Origin of the sequence: Nocardioides sp. J9 (assembly GCF_007829375.1) — a bacterium.
Lineage (GTDB): Bacteria > Actinomycetota > Actinomycetes > Propionibacteriales > Nocardioidaceae > Nocardioides.
In genome coordinates this window covers 15,189-31,309 of record NZ_VLJQ01000078.1, presented here as the reverse complement: position 1 = coordinate 31,309, position 16,121 = coordinate 15,189, and the positions used below count along the sequence as shown (strand labels likewise).

Below are 16,121 nucleotides of genomic sequence, written 5' to 3'. Positions count from 1 at the left end.
ATGACTGTCGTCGGCCTGCCCGCAGACCGATCCCTCTCGACCCCCAGGAGCACCCGACGTGTCCCAGGAGCACCTCTCCACCTCGATCGAGGCTGACCTCGATCCCCGTTTCACCTTCGACTTCACCGCCTACGACGAGGACCTCGAGCCCGGCCAGCGCTGGTCGACCTGGCTCGACGTCGAGCCGCTGTGCCGCGGCCCCGAGCCCCGCCCCGACTGGGTGGTGACCTCGCAGGGCGCCGTCGACACCGAGCTCGGCATCCTCAAGACCGGCAAGGAGGCCGACGTCTTCCTGGTCGACCGCACCGACCCGCACGATCCGGCGCAGTCGGTCGTGCTGGCGGCGAAGCGCTACCGCTCGACCGAGCACCGCACCTTCCACCGCTCGGCCGCCTACACCGAGGGCCGCCGGATGCGTCGCTCGCGCGACGAGCGCGCGGTCAACCGCAAGAGCACCTTCGGCCGCGAGGTCGCCGCCGGCGAGTGGGCCGTCTCCGAGTGGGCCGCGCTGGTCCGCTGCTGGGAGCTCGGCCTGCCGGTCCCCTACCCCGTGCAGGTCGACGGCACGGAGATCCTCATGGAGTGGATCACCGTGGACGGCGAGACGGCCCCCCGACTGGCCCAGGCCCGGCCCGAGCCGGGGACGCTGGCCTCCTACTTCGACCAGCTGCGGGCAGCGATGGCCACGCTCGCCCGGGCGGGTCTCGTCCACGGCGACCTGTCGCCGTACAACCTGCTCGCGGCGGGTGACCGGCTCGTCGTCATCGACCTCCCCCAGCTCGTCGACCTCGTCGGCAACCCACAGGGATTCGACTTCCTGCTCCGCGACTGCACCAACGTGTGCTCGTGGTTCGCCCGTCGCGGGCTCGAGGTCGACCCCCAGGAGCTCTACGCGGAGCTGGTGGCACACGCCTTCTGAGGGCGGGCGGCGTCGGCGTCAGGCCAGGAACGCGCTGATCTCGTCGTGGTAGCCGGGCGGCTCGAGCAGGAACGAGTCGTGCCCCCACGGCGAGGACAGCTCGGTGTGCTCGACGTCGACGCCGCGCGCCGCGAGCTCGTCGCGCATCCGCAGCGAGTGCGGCGTCGGGAAGCGCCAGTCCGAGTCGAAGGACAGCAGCCGGAAGCGCGCCGACGGTACGACGTCCGGGTAGGCCGCGAACGGGTCGAAGTAGTCCATCGACCGGGTCAGGTAGAGGTAGCTCAGCGCGTCGAAGCGCTGGAGGAAGCGCTCGCCCTGGTGCTGCAGGTAGTGCTCGACCTCGAAGTCGGCCGAGAGGCGCCGCTCGGCGCCCGTCGTGTCGCGGCGCAGCGCGAACTTGGTCTCGAGCGACTCCGCCGACACGTAGGTGATGTGCGCCATCATCCGCGCGACCTTCATCCCGTGCCGCGGGCTGACGCCCTGCTCGGCGTACCACCCGCCGCGGTAGTCGGGGTCCTCGAGGATGGCGGCGCGGGCGACCGCGGAGAAGGCGATGTTCTCCGTCGTGAGTCGCGAGCTGGCCGCGACCACGACCGCGCGCTCGATGCGCTCGGGCTCCTGGTGGGCGAGCTCGAGGACCTGCATGCCGCCGAGCGAGCCGCCCACGCCGGCGTACACGCGCTCGACGCCGAGGTGGTCGAGCAGGCGCCGCTGCACCAGCACGAGGTCGGCGATGTCCACGACCGGGAAGTCCGGCCCCCACATCCGGCCGGTGGCGGGGTTGGTGGACAGCGGTCCGGTGGTGCCGGAGCAGCCGCCGAGCAGGTTGGAGCTGATGACGAAGAAGCGGTCGGTGTCCAGCGCCTTGCCCGGGCCGATGAGGTTGTCCCACCAGCCGCGCCTCTTCGCACCGAGGTGGAGCCCGGCGGCGTGCGCGTCACCCGTCAGCGCGTGGCAGACGAGGATCGCGTTGTCGCGCGCGGCGTTGAGGGTCCCGTAGGTCTCGTAGGCGACCTCCACGTGGGGCAGCTCCGCTCCCCGGCTCAGCACCAGCGGGCCGTGCTCGGTGAGCACGGCCCGCTGGGTCTCGACGTAGCCGAGTGTCGTCACGGCGGACGAACCTACCGCTGCCTCACTTCGCGGCGTTCAGCGCCTGCTCGAGGTCGGCGATGAGGTCCTCGACGTTCTCGATGCCGATCGAGAGGCGGACGAGGTCCTCGGACACACCGGCGGCCTCGAGCTCGTCGGGCGTGAGCTGCGAGTGCGTGGTGGTCGCGTTGTGGACCGCCAGCGACTTGGCGTCGCCGATGTTGACCAGGTGGCTGAACAGCTCGAGCGACTCGATGAACTTCTTGCCGCCCTCGCGACCGGACTTCACGCCGAAGGAGACCAGGCCGCCGTAGCCCTTGCCGGTGAAGTAGCTGTCGGCCACCGACTTGTAGGGGCTGTCGTCCAGGCCCGGGTAGGACACCCAGGCGACGGCGTCGTGGCCCTGGAGGTACTTCGCGACGGCCAGCGCGTTCTCGCTGTGGCGCTCCATGCGCAGGTGCAGCGTCTCCAGGCCCTGCAGGAACAGGAAGGAGTTCAGCGGCGCGATCGCGGCGCCGGTGTTGCGCAGCAGGACCGTGCGGGCACGGATGATGTAGGCGAGGTTGCCGACGGCCTCGGTCCACACCACGCCGTGGTAGGCGCCGTCGGGCTGGGTGAGGCCCGGGAACCGCTCCGAGTGCGCCGCCCAGTCGAAGTTGCCCGAGTCGACGATGACACCGCCGATGGAGGTGCCGTGGCCGCCGATGTACTTGGTCGCGGCGTGCACCGCGACGTCGGCGCCGTGCTCGAAGACCCGCGCGAGGTACGGCGTGGTCGCGGTCGCGTCCACGATGAGGGGCAGGCCCTGCTCGTGCGCGGCGTCGGCCCACGCACGGACGTCGACGACGTTGACCTTCGGGTTGCCGATGGTCTCGGCGAAGACCAGCTTGGTCTTGTCGTCGACGTGCTTCGCGAGCTCCTCGGGCTTCTCCGGGTCGACGAAGCGGACCTCGATGCCGTACTGCGGCAGCGTGTGCGCGAACAGCGCGTAGGTGCCGCCGTAGAGGGTGGACAGCGCGACGATGTTGTCGCCGGCGTAGGTCAGGTTGAGCACCGAGTAGGTGATCGCCGAGGAGCCGGACGCCGTCGCGAGGGCACCCACACCACCCTCGAGCTGCGTCATCCGGTCCTCGAAGACCGACTGCGTCGGGTTCATGATGCGGGTGTAGATGTTGCCCGGCTCGGCGAGCGCGAACAGGTTCGCGGCGTGCTCGGTGTCGTTGAAGACGTACGACGTCGTCTGGTAGATCGGCACCGCGCGCGAGTTGGTCGCGGGGTCGGGCTGCTCCTGGCCGGCGTGGACCGCCAGGGTCTCGGGACGGTAGGTCATCGTTGGCTCCTGTCGAGGGGTGCGATCATGTCGCCTCTTCCGCGAAACTGTAGTGAACCGCTCAAGTATTCCGGTCCAGAATGGTCCAACGTGCGGACCCCGGCGCCCGTCACGGCGCCTCCGGTAGCGTCCCGAGGCGTGAGAAGCACCCGCAGCCGCAGCCTCGTCGTCGAGGCCCGCAGCGACGTCGACCGGCAGTGGCAGGCCGGCGCCGGCGAGGCGGCCAGCTCCCACCTGTCCGGCGTCGACATCACCCGGGCGGTGCTCTACTCCACCGCCGAGCTCTACGACCGCGACGCCTACGCCGACACCTTCGACGCCCGCGCCTACGCCTGGGCTCGCTCCTCGTGCGGGCCCGCCGAGGCGCTGGCCGAGGTGCTGCACGACCAGGCGATCGACACCGCGCTCGCCGCGTGGGTCGCCGAGCGCTCGCTCGTCGGGGTGATGGGCGGGCACGCCGCCGACCGCGGGACGCCCACGTACGCCGACGCCGCGCGCCTCGGACGGCTCCTCGGTGTGCAGCACGTGGTGGCGACCGGTGGGGGTCCGGGCGCGATGGAGGCGGCGAACCTCGGCGGGCGGATGGCCGGCCTGCCCGAGGAGGCACTCGCCGAGGCGCTCGACCGGGTGTCCGTCGTACCGTCGTTCCGGCCGTCGATCGACGGCTGGGTCTCCTCGGCGCGGCACGCGCTGGAGCTCAGCCCCGAGCCGACCCCCTCCCTCGGTGTGCCGACCTGGCACTACGGCCACGAGCCGCCGAACCTGTTCGCCACCGACGTCGCGAAGTACTTCCGCAACGCGCTGCGCGAGGCGATCCTGCTGCAGGTCTGCGACGCCGGGATCGTGTTCCTGCCCGGCGCCGGCGGCACGGTGCAGGAGGTCTTCCAGGACGCGTGCGAGAACTACTACGCACCGGAGGACGAGGTCGCGCCGATGGTGCTGGTCGGGAAGACCTACTGGACCCAGACCCTGCCGGCGTGGCCGCTGCTGCAGGCGCTGGCCCGCGGCCGGGCGATGGAGGAGCACGTGCACCTCGTCGACACCGTCGAGGAGGCGGCCGAGCTGTTCGCCGGAAACCACACGTGACCCAGGTCATGCAAGGGTCGTTGCTGGTCCGTGGAGATCTCTCGTCGTGACCTGATCCGCAAGACCATCGCCGCGGGAGGCCTCGCTGCGGCGGCCACCGCGCTCCCCGGCGTGCTGCGCTCGGCGGCGAGCGCGCAGGGCTCGACCGTGCAGCAGACCTTCGCCACCGGTGCCCCCGGTCCGGGCGGCTACCGTCCGGTGATCTCCGTGACCGGGGAGGCGCACACGGTCCGCCCGGGCCTCGGCGTCGCGGCGGCGCCCGGCCGCGCCCGGCAGGGCATGATCGCCTTCGTCCAGCTCAGCGACATCCACATCGTCGACGCGCAGTCGCCGCTGCGCCTGGAGTGGACCGACCGGCTCGACGACCCCAGCCCGCTCCCCGGCGTCGGGCTGTTCACGTCGTCGTACCGCGCGCACGAGATGCTCGCCGGCCAGGTCTCCGACTCGATGGTCCGCGCGATCAACCGGATCGCGACCGGCCCGGTCACCGGCAAGCCGCTCGCGCTCGCCATCCAGACCGGCGACAACTCCGACAACTCCCAGCTCAACGAGGTCCGCTGGAACATCGGGATCCTCAACGGCGGCACGGTGAGGGTCGACTCCGGCAACCCCAACAAGTGGGAGGGTGTCGCGGACAGCAACCCGGCCACCTACGACCTCGGGTACTGGCACCCGCACGGCAGCCCCGCGGGCAAGCCGGCCGACCGCCCCCGCGCCGAGCACGGCTTCCCGGTCGTCCCCGGCCTGCTCGACGCCGCCCGCCGCTCCTTCGCGGCGGAGGGCCTGGACATCCCGTGGTACTCCGTCTTCGGCAACCACGACGGCCTGGTGCAGGGCAACTTCCCCACCAGCACGCTGCAGCTCAACCTGCTCGCGCTCGGCTCGCTGAAGATCATCTCGCCGCCGCTCGGCCTGCACCCGGCCCAGCTGCTCGACGACCTGATGACCAACCCGGCGGCCCTGCTCACCAACCTCCTCGGCGGCGCCCTCAACACCGTCGTCCGCGTCGTGCAGCCCGACCTGAACCGCCGCCTGCTGACCCGCAAGCAGGTCGTCGAGCAGCACTTCGCGATGGGTGGGCAGCCCTTCGGCCACGGCTTCACGACCACGAACCGGCAGAAGGGCACGGCGTACTACCACTTCGACAAGGGTGACGTCCGGTTCGTCGCCATGGACACCGTCAACCCGAACGGGTACGCCGACGGCTCGCTCGACCAGACCCAGTTCGCGTGGCTGACGAACCTGCTCGACCAGTCCACCGACAAGGTCGTGATGGTCTTCAGCCACCACACCTCCGACACGATGGGCAACCCGCTCATCGCGACCGGCGGCAACCTGGAGCCGCGGGTCACGGGAGGCGCGGTGCTCGACGCGCTGCTCGCCCGCCCGCAGGTGGTCGCGTGGATCAACGGCCACACCCATCGCAACAAGATCACGCCCCGCACCCGTCCGGGCGGCGGCGGGCTGTGGGAGATCACGACCGCCTCGCACATCGACTGGCCGCAGCAGGCGCGGATCATCGAGCTGGCCGACAACGCCGACGGCACCCTGTCGATCTTCACCACGATGGTCGACCACTCCGGCCCGGCGTCCACGGGCGCCGGCACCGCCAACGCCCAGCAGCTGGCCGGCCTGGCCCGCGAGCTCGCCGCCAACGACTGGCACGAGCACTCCGACGGGTCCGGGGCGCCGGAGGACCGCAACGTGGAGCTGCTGGTCCCGAACCCCCTCAGCTGAGGGGCGTCACTGCGAGGCGGCGAGCTGGCCGCAGGCCGCGTCGATGTCGCTGCCGCGGGTGTCCCGCAGCGTGGTCGCGATGCCCCGGGCGGTGAGGCGGCGGACGAACTCGTCCATGTCGTCCTCGCGCGAGCGGGTGAACCGGGAGCCGGGCACCTCGTTGAGCGGGATCGGGTTGACGTGGACCCAGCCGGTGCCACGGCCGTCGCCGGACAGCACGTCGGCGAGCAGGTCCGCGCGCCAGCCCTGGTCGTTGATGTCCTTCATCAGGGCGTACTCGATGGAGACCCGGCGACCCGTCTTCGCGAAGTACTCGTAGGCTGCGTCGACCGTCTCGGCCACGGAGAACCGGGTGTTGATCGGGACGATGTCGTTGCGGAGCTCGTCGTCGGGCGCGTGCAGCGACAGGGCCAGGGTCACCGGGATGCCCTCGCCGGCGAGCTGCCGGATCCGGGGCACCAGTCCGACCGTGGAGACGGTGACGTGGCGCGCCGAGAGGCCGAGCCCGGACGGCGCCGGCTCGGTGAGGCGTCGTACGGCGCCGAGGGTGGCCTTGTAGTTCGCGAGCGGCTCGCCCATGCCCATGAACACGACGTTCGAGAGTCGGCCCGGGCCGCCCGCCACGTCGCCGTTCGCCATCGCGCGGGCACCGACCACGACCTGGTGCACGATCTCGGCGGTGGACATGTTGCGCTGCAGGCCGCCCTGGCCGGTCGCGCAGAACGGGCACGCCATGCCGCAGCCGGCCTGGCTGGAGATGCAGATCGTGGCCCGGTCCTTGTAGCGCATGAGGACCGACTCGACGAGGGAGCCGTCGAAGAGCTTCCACAGCGTCTTGACGGTCTTGCCCTTGTCGGCGGTCTGCTCGCGGATCGAGGTCATCAGGTCCGGCAGGAGCGCCTCGACCAGCGCCGCACGCTGCCCGGCGGGCAGGTCGGTCATCTGCTCCGGGTCGTCGACGAGGCGGGAGAAGTAGTGGGTCGCGACCTGCCTGGCCCGGAAGCCGGGCAGGCCCATCTCGACCAGGAGGTCCTTGCGCTCGTCGACCGTCAGGTCCGCCAGGTGGCGGGGAGGCTTCTTGCGCCCACGCGGCTCCGCGAGGACGAGGGGAAGCGGCGTCGGGGCGGCCGCGGGCTGGTCGGACATCTCCTCGATTGTCCCACCCCGGCGGTGGCAGGCCGAATCGTGCGGGTCAGGCGTCCTTCTTGAGCAGGAACCACAGGACCGCGGCGGCGACTCCCCCGACCACGATGATCGTGGAGACCATCCCCAGCAGCATGTACCGCGCGAACCGGCGGGTCCGGGGCGGCACCAGCATCGCGATCGGCACGACCAGCAGCAGGAGCACGAAGGGGAACAGCTCCTCCGCGCGCTCGTACCCGGCGATGCTCTTGATGACGGCGGCGTACAGGCCGGGGACCACGATGATCGACGCCATGCCGGTGAAGAAGCCGGCGAGCGGGAAGAAGACGGGGTGCCCGCGGTGGAACCAGTCCGGCCGGCGGGACCCCGCGGCCGCGCCGTCCGTCTCGTCCGCCAGCGTGCGGTCGCCGATTCCCTCGCTCATGTCCGGCCGATCGTATCCGCCCCGGCCCCAGCGCGTCGTGCTGGCCGTCCTCTGGGGCGACCTGTGACAGTAGTGAGGTGACCGATCAGCACCCAGCGCTGACCTACAGCAGCTACCTCGCCCTCGACGACGTCCTCGCCGCGCAGCACCCCCGCTCGGACGAGCACGACGAGCTCCTCTTCATCGTGATCCACCAGGTCTACGAGCTCTGGTTCAAGCAGATGCTCCACGAGCTGGGCGGGCTCCAGGCCCGGCTGGAGGCGGGTGACACGCCCCGGGCCCTGCACACGCTGGGCCGGGTGCTGGCGATCCTGAAGGTCGCGGTCGCCCAGGTCGACGTCCTCGAGACCATGACGCCGCGCCAGTTCACGAGCTTCCGTGGCCGTCTCGACGCCTCCAGCGGCTTCCAGTCAGCGGCTTCCAGTCCGAGCAGTTCCGCGAGCTCGAGGCCACCCTCGGCCGCCGTGACGACCGGGTCTTCCAGCACTACCCGGAGGGCAGCCCGGGCCGGGAGCGGATCGCCGCGGCCATGGCCCGGCCGTCGGTCTTCGACTCCTTCCTGCGCTACCTCGCCACCCAGGGGTACGACGTCCCGACGGCCGCGCTCGAGCGTGACCTCACCGCGCCGTGGGAGCCCTCGCCGCAGGTCCAGGACCTGCTGCTGGCCGCCTACGCCGACGACGGCGGCGCGGCACAGGTCGCGGAGCGCCTCGTGGACCTCGACGAGGGCCTGCAGGAGTGGCGCTACCGCCACGTGAAGATGGTCGAGCGGACCATCGGCGCCAAGCCCGGCACTGGCGGCTCGGCCGGTGCGGCCTACCTGTGGGGCACGGTGACCACGCAGCTGTTCCCCGACCTCTGGGCGATCCGGAGCCGGATGTGATCGCCCCCGCCGAGCTCGCCGCCCACTACTCCCGGTTCCGTGTCTGCGAGCGGCTCCTGCTGACCGGGCACTCCCACCAGGCCTGGCCCGACGTCGCCCGGGACGCGGTCATCGAGGCGTGGGACGACGCCGCCTCGGAGGTCGACCGCAAGTGGGAGCGCGCCGCGGCGAAGGGCGACCGGTTGCGGGCCGGGGTCCGCACGCTGCTCGACGACCCCGGCAGCGAGGTCGCGCTCGCCGCGAGCACCCACGACCTCGTCGTGCGCTTCCTCTCGGCCCTCGACCTGGGCCGGCGCCCCCGGCTGGTGACCACCGACGGCGAGTTCCACTCCGCGCGCCGCCAGCTCGCCCGGCTCGCCGAGGCCGGCCTCGACGTGGTCCGGGTCCCGGCCGGGCCGGTCGAGTCCCTCGCCGAGCGGCTGGCGGCGGAGGTCGACGACCGGACCGCCGCGGTGGTGGTCTCCTCGGTCCTGTTCGAGACCTCCCGCCTCGTGCCCGGCCTCGACCAGCTCGCCGCCGCCTGCGAGCGCCGGGGCGCCGAGCTGCTCGTCGACGCCTACCACCAGCTCGGCGTCGTGCCGCTCTCCCTCCCCCGGGCCGGCCTGGCCGAGGCGTGGGTCGTCGGCGGCGGCTACAAGTACCTCCAGCTGGGCGAGGGCAACTGCTTCCTCCGGGTGCCGCCGCACGCCGCCGGGCTGCGACCGGTCGTCACCGGCTGGTACGCCGAGTTCGGCGACCTGGCCGGCGCGCCTCCCGGTGGGGTCGCGTACGCCGCCGGGGCCGCGTTCGCCGGGGCGACCTACGACCCGACCAGCCACTACCGGGCCGCGCGGGCGCTCGACTTCTTCGACGAGCACGGTCTCACGCCCGAGGCGTTGCGCGAGCGCTCGCTGCACCAGCGCGGCCTGCTCGTGGAGGCGTTCGACGAGCTGGACCTGCCCGACGACCTCGCCACCCGGGACCGGGAGGCGCCGGCCGAGGCCTTCGGCGGGTTCCTGGCCGTGCTCTCCGACCGCGCGGCGCAGCTGCAGGAGGGGCTGGCCGCTGCCGGGGTGCACACCGACAGCCGGAGCCGGCACCTGAGGTTCGGCCCTGCGCCGTACGTCACCGACGAGCAGCTGCGCGCGGCGATGACCGCGCTGGGCGAGGTGGCGCGGCGGCTCGGCTGACGGATCAGGTGAAGATGCCGTAGTGCAGGAGCAGCCAGATCGGGGCGATCGTCGCGAGCAGTGAGTCGAGACGGTCCATCAGGCCGCCGTGGCCGGGGATCACCTGGCTCATGTCCTTGATGCCGAGGTCGCGCTTGATGACCGACTCGCACAGGTCGCCCAGGGTGGCCATCACGACGGCGATGAGGCCGAGCGCGACGCCGATCCACCACTCGCCCTCGAGCAGCCACACGACGAGGGCGACACCCGCACCGACCGTGGCGATCGCGGACCCGGCGAAGCCCTCCCACGACTTCTTGGGCGAGATCACCGGCGCCATCGGGTGCTTGCCGAAGAGCACGCCGGCGACGTACCCGCCGATGTCGGAGGCGATCGTGACCAGGATGAACGTGATGATGCCCTGCACGCCGGCGTCGTCGAGGCCGCCGCCGGTGCGACCGCCCTCGGCCAGCATCAGCGCCACGAAGGAGCCCAGGAAGGGCAGGTAGACGAGCGCGAAGACCGATGCGGTGGCGTTCTTGACGTAGCCGTCGACGCCGCGGCGCAGCAGCCACAGCATGATGACCAGCGCGCTGACGGCGGTGGCGGTCACCAGCGCAGCCGAGCCGTACAGGTAGGCGACAACGACCATGACGACGCCGCCCACCATGAGCGGCTGCTCCGGCAGGTCGATGTCCTTGGCGAGCAGGCCCTTGCGCAGCTCCCAGACCGCGACCACCACGGCGATCGCGACGATCACCATGAAGGCGGGCTTCCAGAAGAGCAGCGACGCGGCGACCGCGCTCAGCAGGACGACGGCGGAGGCGACCGCGGCCTTGAGGTCGCGGCCGGCCCGGCCGTGGTCCTTCTGGGGGGCGGTGCCGGGCACGAACGGGTCAGACGACGGCGACGTCGACATGGAAGTGGAGCGGCTCGAGGATCAGACCTCGAGCAGCTCGGCCTCCTTGTTCTTGAGCAGCTCGTCGATCTGGTCGGTGTGCTTCTTGGTGAGGCCGTCCAGGCGCTTCTCGGCGCCGGTGACGTCGTCCTTGCCGACCTCGCCGTCCTTCTCGAGGCGCTCGAGGTTCTGCTTGGCCTTCTGGCGCACCTGGCGCACGGCGACCTTGCCGCCCTCGGCCTTCTCCTTGGCGAGCTTGATGAACTCGCGGCGGCGCTCCTCGGTCAGCTCCGGGAACACGCAGCGCAGCTGCTTGCCGTCGCTGGCCGGGTTCACGCCGAGGTCGGAGTCGCGGATCGCCTTCTCGACGTTGTTCAGCGCGCCGACGTCGAAGGGCGAGACGATGATGATGCGGGGCTCGGGGGCCGTGAACGACGCGAGCTGCTGCAGCGGCGTCGGCGTGCCGTAGTAGTCCACCATGATCTTGCTGAACATGCTGGGGTGCGCCCGGCCGGCCCGGATCGCCGCAAACTCCTCACGGGTCGCGTCGACCGACTTGCCCATCTTCTGGTCGGCCTCGTTGAGGATGTCGTTGATCACCGGTTCTCCTTCTTGCTGGTCACACCTGTTGGTCGAGCCCGTCGATCGAGCCTCTGGGCGAGCCCGTGGAGGCGTCAGCCCGCGCTGACCCGCGTGCCGATCCTCTCACCCCGGACCACGCGGAGGATGTTGCCCTCGGGCTCCATGCCGAAGACGATCATCGGGAGCTTGTTCTCGCCGCAGAGGGCGAAGGCCGTCTGGTCCATGATCCGCAGTCCCCGTGCGATGGCCTCGTCGTAGCTGATCTCGTCGAACTTGGTGGCGGTCGGGTCGACGTGGGGGTCGGCGCTGTAGACACCGTCCACGCCGCTCTTGGCCACCAGCACCACGTCGCACTTGCTCTCGAGGGCCCGCTGCACGGCCACCGTGTCGGTGGAGAAGTAGGGCATGCCCATGCCGGCGCCGAAGATCACGACGCGGCCCTTCTCCATGTGGCGGATGGCCCGGCGCGGGATGTAGGGCTCGGCGACCTGGCCCATCGTGATCGCGGTCTGCACGCGGGTCTCGACGCCCAGCTTCTCCAGGAAGTCCTGGAGCGCGAGGCAGTTCATGACGATCCCGAGCATGCCCATGTAGTCGGCGCGCACGCGGTCCATGCCGCGCTGCTGGAGCTCGGCGCCCCGGAAGAAGTTGCCGCCCCCGGTCACCACGGCGATCTGGACACCCGCGTCGACGACCGCCTTGATCTCACGGGCGATCGCCTGGACGACGTCGGGGTCGACGCCCACCTTGCCGCCACCGAAGACCTCGCCCGAGAGCTTCAGCAGGACTCGCTTGTAACCGGGCACCAGGGTCCTTCCAGTCGGTGGGTGGGAGCGGTCCCGAGGCTATCAGTGCCCCTCCGCGACGGCGCGCTCGATCATGCCGTCGAACCAGCGCACGTAACGGGCCCACGACCGCCTGCCGGTGGCGTCGATGTCCACGACCACCTCGTCGCGCGGCAGCGAGGGGGTGCCGAAGTTGTCGCTGCCGGTGAGCACGTGCCGGTGCGGGGTCCCGTCCGCGTCGGTCCAGCTCAGCAGGCTGAGCTTGCTGTGCACGTCGTCGCCGTCGTCGTACGCCGCGCTGTGCACCTCGACGCCGGCGTCGCGCAGGACGCGGACGATCTCGCGCCCGATGTTGAGCGCGATCACCTGGACCCGTGCCCCGGCCCGGGCCTTGGCGGCGACGATCTCCGCGATCCGGCGTCCGCGCTCGCCGTGCCAGGCGTACATCGCGAACCGCAGGTGGGTGCCGCGGGCGGGCAGGTCGCGCAGCACGGCCTGCACCGGGTCGGTGTCGAGGTCCCAGCCGGGGAAGAACCACACCCGGTGCCGGCCCAGCACGGGGGCGTAGCCGGGTCCGCGGGGCGGCTCGAGGCCGACCTGGTCGCGGAAGTCGCGGTCGAACACCCGCCAGACGTCGCGGCGGCCGACGAAGACGTACATGTCGCTGTACTGCTGGGTGGAGTAGTACGACAGGTTGGCCGAGCCGACCACCACCACCCGTCGGGAGTCGCCGACCTTCGTGAAGGTCCACGTCTTCTGGTGGGTCGCCGTTCTCGGCCCCCGCCCGGACCCGCGGGAGAGGTAGATGAAGGACTCCTTGCGCCGGCTCGTGCCGATCGCCTCCTTCATCCTCGCGACCGCCTTGAAGTCCTTCGACGCGTGGCGGTTCGCGATCACCTGGACCGCCACGCCGCGCTCGTGGGCGTCGATGAGGGCGTCGGCCACGGGGCGCAACGAGAACGACCGGGTGATGATCCGGATCCTCTCCCCCGGCGGCGTGCGCGCGACCAGCTCGAGCAGGCGCGCGACGACGGGGTGCTCGGCCGCCTGGGTGTCCGGGTCGTCGACCGGGGTGCCGAGGACGACGCCGGGGCGCACCTCGTAGGGGCCGGCGACGTAGCCCGTCGGCCCGGCGGCGGCCCCGTGGGGCTCGTCGGAACGCGCACCGGTGCAGGCCGTCGTGACGAGCAGCACCGCCAGCAACGGCCCGAGCAGCCGGCGGGTCCCCGCTCCGGGGCCGGTCATCGCTGGCGCTGCACCCGGACCCGGAACTTGTCCTTGTTGTCCCCGTCGATGTCGGAGTCCCGCGTGCGGGAGATGTGGTGGACCTTCGTCTCGCCGCCCTGGACGGGCTGGGCCTCGATGATCGTGTCCCGCTCGTACTGGTGCGACTTGTCGGTGTTCCGGTAGTAGCGGTAGATCAGCCAGTAGGTGCCCACGGCACCGGCGGGGCCGGCGGCGAGCAGCCACAGCGGGGCGTCGTCCCCGTCGGCGAGGACCAGCAGCTGCGTGAGGATCTCCGGGATCATGCCGTCGCCACCAGGATCGCGCCGGCGATGCCCTCGAGGAAGGTGCCGACCGTGAACGCCGCCAGCACCAGCCTGGGCTGCGAGACCGGGATGCTGCCCATCGTCTCCCCCGTCCGCGCGTTGACCGCGATGTAGTGCAGCAGGCCGTTGCTCTCCTGCTGGTAGGAGTACAGCCAGACCGGCAGGTACATCGAGACCCAGCGGGAGCCGGCGACGTCGACCTTCTCCTGCTCCCAGCGCACCCCCCGGTCGAAGCGGCCGAGCGAGCCGCGCACCTGCGAGCGCCCGATCGAGAGGAGCTGGTCCTCGAGGACCGGGGTGACCGCGTCCACGTTGAGGTCGCGCTTCTCGCTGGTGAAGCCGACGAGGTAGCTCGCGTTCCAGCGGACTGCGTTCTTCGTGTCGAACGGCAGGATCGTGTTGATGATGTTGTTGGTGTTGGCCGGGCCGATCTGGGCGCGCTCCGAGGACCCCTCGACGGTGAGGTCGTCGACGGTGAAGGCGACCTGGCGATGCACCTGGTAGACGTCGGCGGCGTAGTAGGTGACCCGGTTGTCACCCTGCTTCTCCGTCCAGCGCCGGGTCTGCACCTCGCCCTTGCCCCAGTACTCGGTCTCGGCGCGGGCGTCGATGACCAGGTAGGGCAGGTAGACGCCGAGCACGTTCTCCGGCACGAACTCCTTCTTGAACCGCCGGTGGGCGAACAGCCGGCGCGAGGAGGCGAACTCCCGGATCTTCTCGACCGCCTCGTCCTTGGTCAGCCGGAACGGCAGGACGGCGTCGGGCACGGCACCGTTCGGGATCTGCTGGTTGACGTTGAGCGTGTGCCGGCACCAGTGGCACCGGGCGTTGAGGGAGCTCTTCGTGTCGACGACGACCTCGGCCCCGCACGCCTCGCACTTGAACGTGAGCACGTCCGCGACGTCGGCCTGGATGTCCTGGGCACCGCTGGCGACCACCGTGCCCTCGAGGGTGTCGATGCCCTCGCCGAGGCCGAACTCCTCCTCGACGCGTGCCTCCTGCCACTCGTTGCGGCAGAACAGGCACACCAGCATCCCGGTCGAGCCCCGCAGCCGGACGTCCGTCGACCCGCACTTGGGGCAACGGTTGAGTCCGTCCCTGAGCGACTCGTTGACCGTCTCGATGCTCGGGGCGTCCTGGTCCCCTCCCTCGGCTGCCGCCCTCGCGGCTGCCAGCTCCTCCTCGAGCGAGAGCGGCGGACCGTCGAAGGTCGGCTGCTTCGGCTCCGCGGGTTCCTGCGTCATCTCGGCGTCCGTCGTGCTCGGCGGGTCAGAGTCCCAGAGCCTTGGCCTTCGCGGCGTCGTAGTCCTCCTGGGTGATCAGCCCGGCGTCAAGCATCTCCTTGGCGCGCTTGAGGACCGTCATCGGGTCGTCGGCCGCCGGGGCCGCGGGCTGGGCCGGGGCGGCCGGCTGCGCGGGCGCCTGCTGGGCCGGGGCCTGCTGCGGCGTGGCCGGCTGCTGGAGGCCACCGAGGCCCATGCCGCCGGTCGCCATGCCCATGCCGATCAGGCCGCCGGGGCCCGCGTTCTCACCGGCCGACTCGATGCCCGCGGCGACGGACGCCTGCAGGTTGGAGTTGCCGCGCGAGCCGGACAGGGCGTCGGCACGCTGGACGTTCTTGAGCAGCTCGCGGGTGTTGGCGTCGTACTCGATGGCGACGAGCGCCACCTTCACGATCTCCAGGCCGCGGTCGGTGCGCCACTGGTAGTTCTGCTCCACCGCGGCCGACAGCGACTGGGCGAACCCGATCGAGTCCTGCTGCAGGCGGGTGATCCGGTTCCCCTTGGCGGGGTCGTTGGTGTACATCGAGAACGCCGGCGCCAGCGACCCGACGACCTCGTTGAACAGCTGCTCGCCGGCCGGGTTGTCGATGTCGGTGAAGTCGAAGGTCCGGTGGCCGCCGATGACCTCGGCCGGCACGAAGTTCCGGATGAACGTCAGGGGGTCGGTGATCTTCAGCGTGTAGGTGCCGCGGGTGATGGCGCCGACCTGGGTGTTGAGGAAGGCGTCGTCCCAGTAGATCTCCGACTGGGTGCCGAACTTGTTGTTCGGCAGCTCCTTGAGGGTGACGAAGACCGCGTTCTGCTGCGCCGAGGGGCGCCCGCCGAACTTGAACCGCTCCCACGACTGCTTGATGACCGAGTCGACGAGGCCGCCACCGGAGAACACCGACTGCGAGGCCGGCTCGTCGGAGTTCCAGATGTAGGCGCCCGGCTCGGCGGCGAAGCCGGTGAAGGCGCCGTCCTCGAGCAGGACCAGGCCGTAGCCCTCGGGGACGATGATCTTGGAGCCGTTGGTGATGACGCCCTCGGAGCCGCGGGTGTTGCTGCCGCGGCCGGCGTTCTGGCCCTTCGCGACGGCCGGGAAGACCGCCGTGGTGGACGAGACCCCGTCCGGGACCCCGTAGAAGTCGAGCCACTGGTCGCCGAGCGTCCCGCCGACGGCGCCGATCGCAGCCTGGATGAGTCCCACCTGACATCTCCTTCACCTGAGCGAACCGCGCCCGCGGAGGCAGGCGCCACCGACACACCTGTCCCTGGGCCGGGG

Annotated in this window: 16 protein-coding genes and 1 pseudogene; 6 read left to right on the top strand and 11 right to left on the bottom strand. The window is 71.2% G+C overall.

Going from position 1 to position 16,121, the window contains the following annotated elements:
- The first annotated feature begins 58 nt into the window (after positions 1–58).
- Entirely contained in the window at positions 59–919 is an 861-nt protein-coding gene (locus tag L615_RS13105; RefSeq protein ID WP_028655812.1) for a serine protein kinase RIO, read from the top strand.
- Positions 920–937: 18 nt separating this feature from the next.
- On the opposite strand, the gene L615_RS13100 is transcribed toward L615_RS13105, so the two are convergent.
- Both L615_RS13100 and L615_RS13095 read right to left on the bottom strand, forming a co-directional pair.
- Entirely contained in the window at positions 938–2,029 is a 1,092-nt protein-coding gene (locus tag L615_RS13100) for a homoserine O-acetyltransferase (protein ID WP_145725336.1), read from the bottom strand.
- A gap of 22 nt (positions 2,030–2,051) precedes the next feature.
- Positions 2,052–3,338 carry an O-acetylhomoserine aminocarboxypropyltransferase/cysteine synthase family protein gene (locus tag L615_RS13095; protein WP_028655814.1) on the bottom strand — a complete coding sequence of 429 codons (1,287 nt, stop codon included), beginning with the start codon at positions 3,336–3,338 and terminating at the stop codon, positions 2,052–2,054.
- Between the two features lie 138 nt (positions 3,339–3,476).
- Between L615_RS13095 and L615_RS13090 the strand changes: the two genes are divergently transcribed.
- Together L615_RS13090 and L615_RS13085 are read left to right on the top strand one after the other, a co-directional pair.
- On the top strand, positions 3,477–4,424 hold the full coding sequence (locus tag L615_RS13090) for an LOG family protein (RefSeq protein ID WP_036517824.1): 948 nt from the start codon (positions 3,477–3,479) through the stop codon (positions 4,422–4,424).
- Between the two features lie 30 nt (positions 4,425–4,454).
- Positions 4,455–6,161, top strand: coding sequence for a TIGR03767 family metallophosphoesterase (locus L615_RS13085; protein WP_145725335.1), 1,707 nt, complete (start codon positions 4,455–4,457; stop codon positions 6,159–6,161).
- A gap of 6 nt (positions 6,162–6,167) precedes the next feature.
- Here the strand turns inward: L615_RS13085 and rlmN are convergent, their stop codons facing one another.
- Positions 6,168–7,307 (bottom strand): 23S rRNA (adenine(2503)-C(2))-methyltransferase RlmN, encoded by a 1,140-nt coding sequence (gene rlmN, locus L615_RS13080; protein ID WP_145725334.1) that lies wholly within the window; start codon positions 7,305–7,307, stop codon positions 6,168–6,170.
- Positions 7,308–7,353: 46 nt separating this feature from the next.
- Positions 7,354–7,728 carry a hypothetical protein gene (locus tag L615_RS13075; protein ID WP_051485805.1) on the bottom strand — a complete coding sequence of 125 codons (375 nt, stop codon included), beginning with the start codon at positions 7,726–7,728 and terminating at the stop codon, positions 7,354–7,356.
- Between the two features lie 77 nt (positions 7,729–7,805).
- Here L615_RS13075 and L615_RS24595 point away from each other — a divergent pair.
- From L615_RS24595 to L615_RS13065, 3 genes and pseudogenes are all read left to right on the top strand, one after another.
- Positions 7,806–8,084: pseudogene (locus tag L615_RS24595) on the top strand (tryptophan 2,3-dioxygenase family protein); the annotation flags it as partial.
- Between the two features lie 173 nt (positions 8,085–8,257).
- Positions 8,258–8,611, top strand: coding sequence for a tryptophan 2,3-dioxygenase family protein (locus L615_RS24235; RefSeq protein WP_261376682.1), 354 nt, complete (start codon positions 8,258–8,260; stop codon positions 8,609–8,611).
- On the top strand, positions 8,608–9,780 hold the full coding sequence (locus tag L615_RS13065; RefSeq protein ID WP_222430544.1) for a hypothetical protein: 1,173 nt from the start codon (positions 8,608–8,610) through the stop codon (positions 9,778–9,780). Before L615_RS24235 ends, L615_RS13065 begins: the two co-directional genes overlap by 4 nt.
- Positions 9,781–9,784: 4 nt before the next feature.
- Here the strand turns inward: L615_RS13065 and L615_RS13060 are convergent, their stop codons facing one another.
- From L615_RS13060 to L615_RS13030, 7 genes are all read right to left on the bottom strand, one after another.
- Entirely contained in the window at positions 9,785–10,648 is an 864-nt protein-coding gene (locus L615_RS13060; RefSeq protein WP_232221774.1) for a phosphatidate cytidylyltransferase, read from the bottom strand.
- A 51-nt stretch (positions 10,649–10,699) separates the two neighbouring features.
- The gene (gene frr / locus L615_RS13055) at positions 10,700–11,254 is read right to left on the bottom strand and encodes a ribosome recycling factor (protein WP_186449854.1); all 555 of its coding nucleotides are present in this window, start codon (positions 11,252–11,254) and stop codon (positions 10,700–10,702) included.
- A gap of 77 nt (positions 11,255–11,331) precedes the next feature.
- On the bottom strand, positions 11,332–12,045 hold the full coding sequence (pyrH, locus tag L615_RS13050) for a UMP kinase (RefSeq protein WP_028655822.1): 714 nt from the start codon (positions 12,043–12,045) through the stop codon (positions 11,332–11,334).
- A gap of 42 nt (positions 12,046–12,087) precedes the next feature.
- Positions 12,088–13,269 carry a phosphatidylserine/phosphatidylglycerophosphate/cardiolipin synthase family protein gene (locus L615_RS13045; RefSeq protein WP_028655823.1) on the bottom strand — a complete coding sequence of 394 codons (1,182 nt, stop codon included), beginning with the start codon at positions 13,267–13,269 and terminating at the stop codon, positions 12,088–12,090.
- Positions 13,266–13,553: a hypothetical protein gene (locus tag L615_RS13040; RefSeq protein ID WP_051485806.1), complete on the bottom strand. Its 288-nt coding sequence runs from the start codon at positions 13,551–13,553 to the stop codon at positions 13,266–13,268. Before L615_RS13040 ends, L615_RS13045 begins: the two co-directional genes overlap by 4 nt.
- Entirely contained in the window at positions 13,550–14,818 is a 1,269-nt protein-coding gene (locus L615_RS13035) for a TFIIB-type zinc ribbon-containing protein (RefSeq protein ID WP_028655825.1), read from the bottom strand. The genes L615_RS13040 and L615_RS13035 overlap by 4 nt, the downstream gene beginning before the upstream one ends.
- Positions 14,819–14,843: 25 nt before the next feature.
- Entirely contained in the window at positions 14,844–16,046 is a 1,203-nt protein-coding gene (locus L615_RS13030; protein WP_028655826.1) for an SHOCT domain-containing protein, read from the bottom strand.
- Between the last annotated feature and the right edge of the window lie 75 nt (positions 16,047–16,121).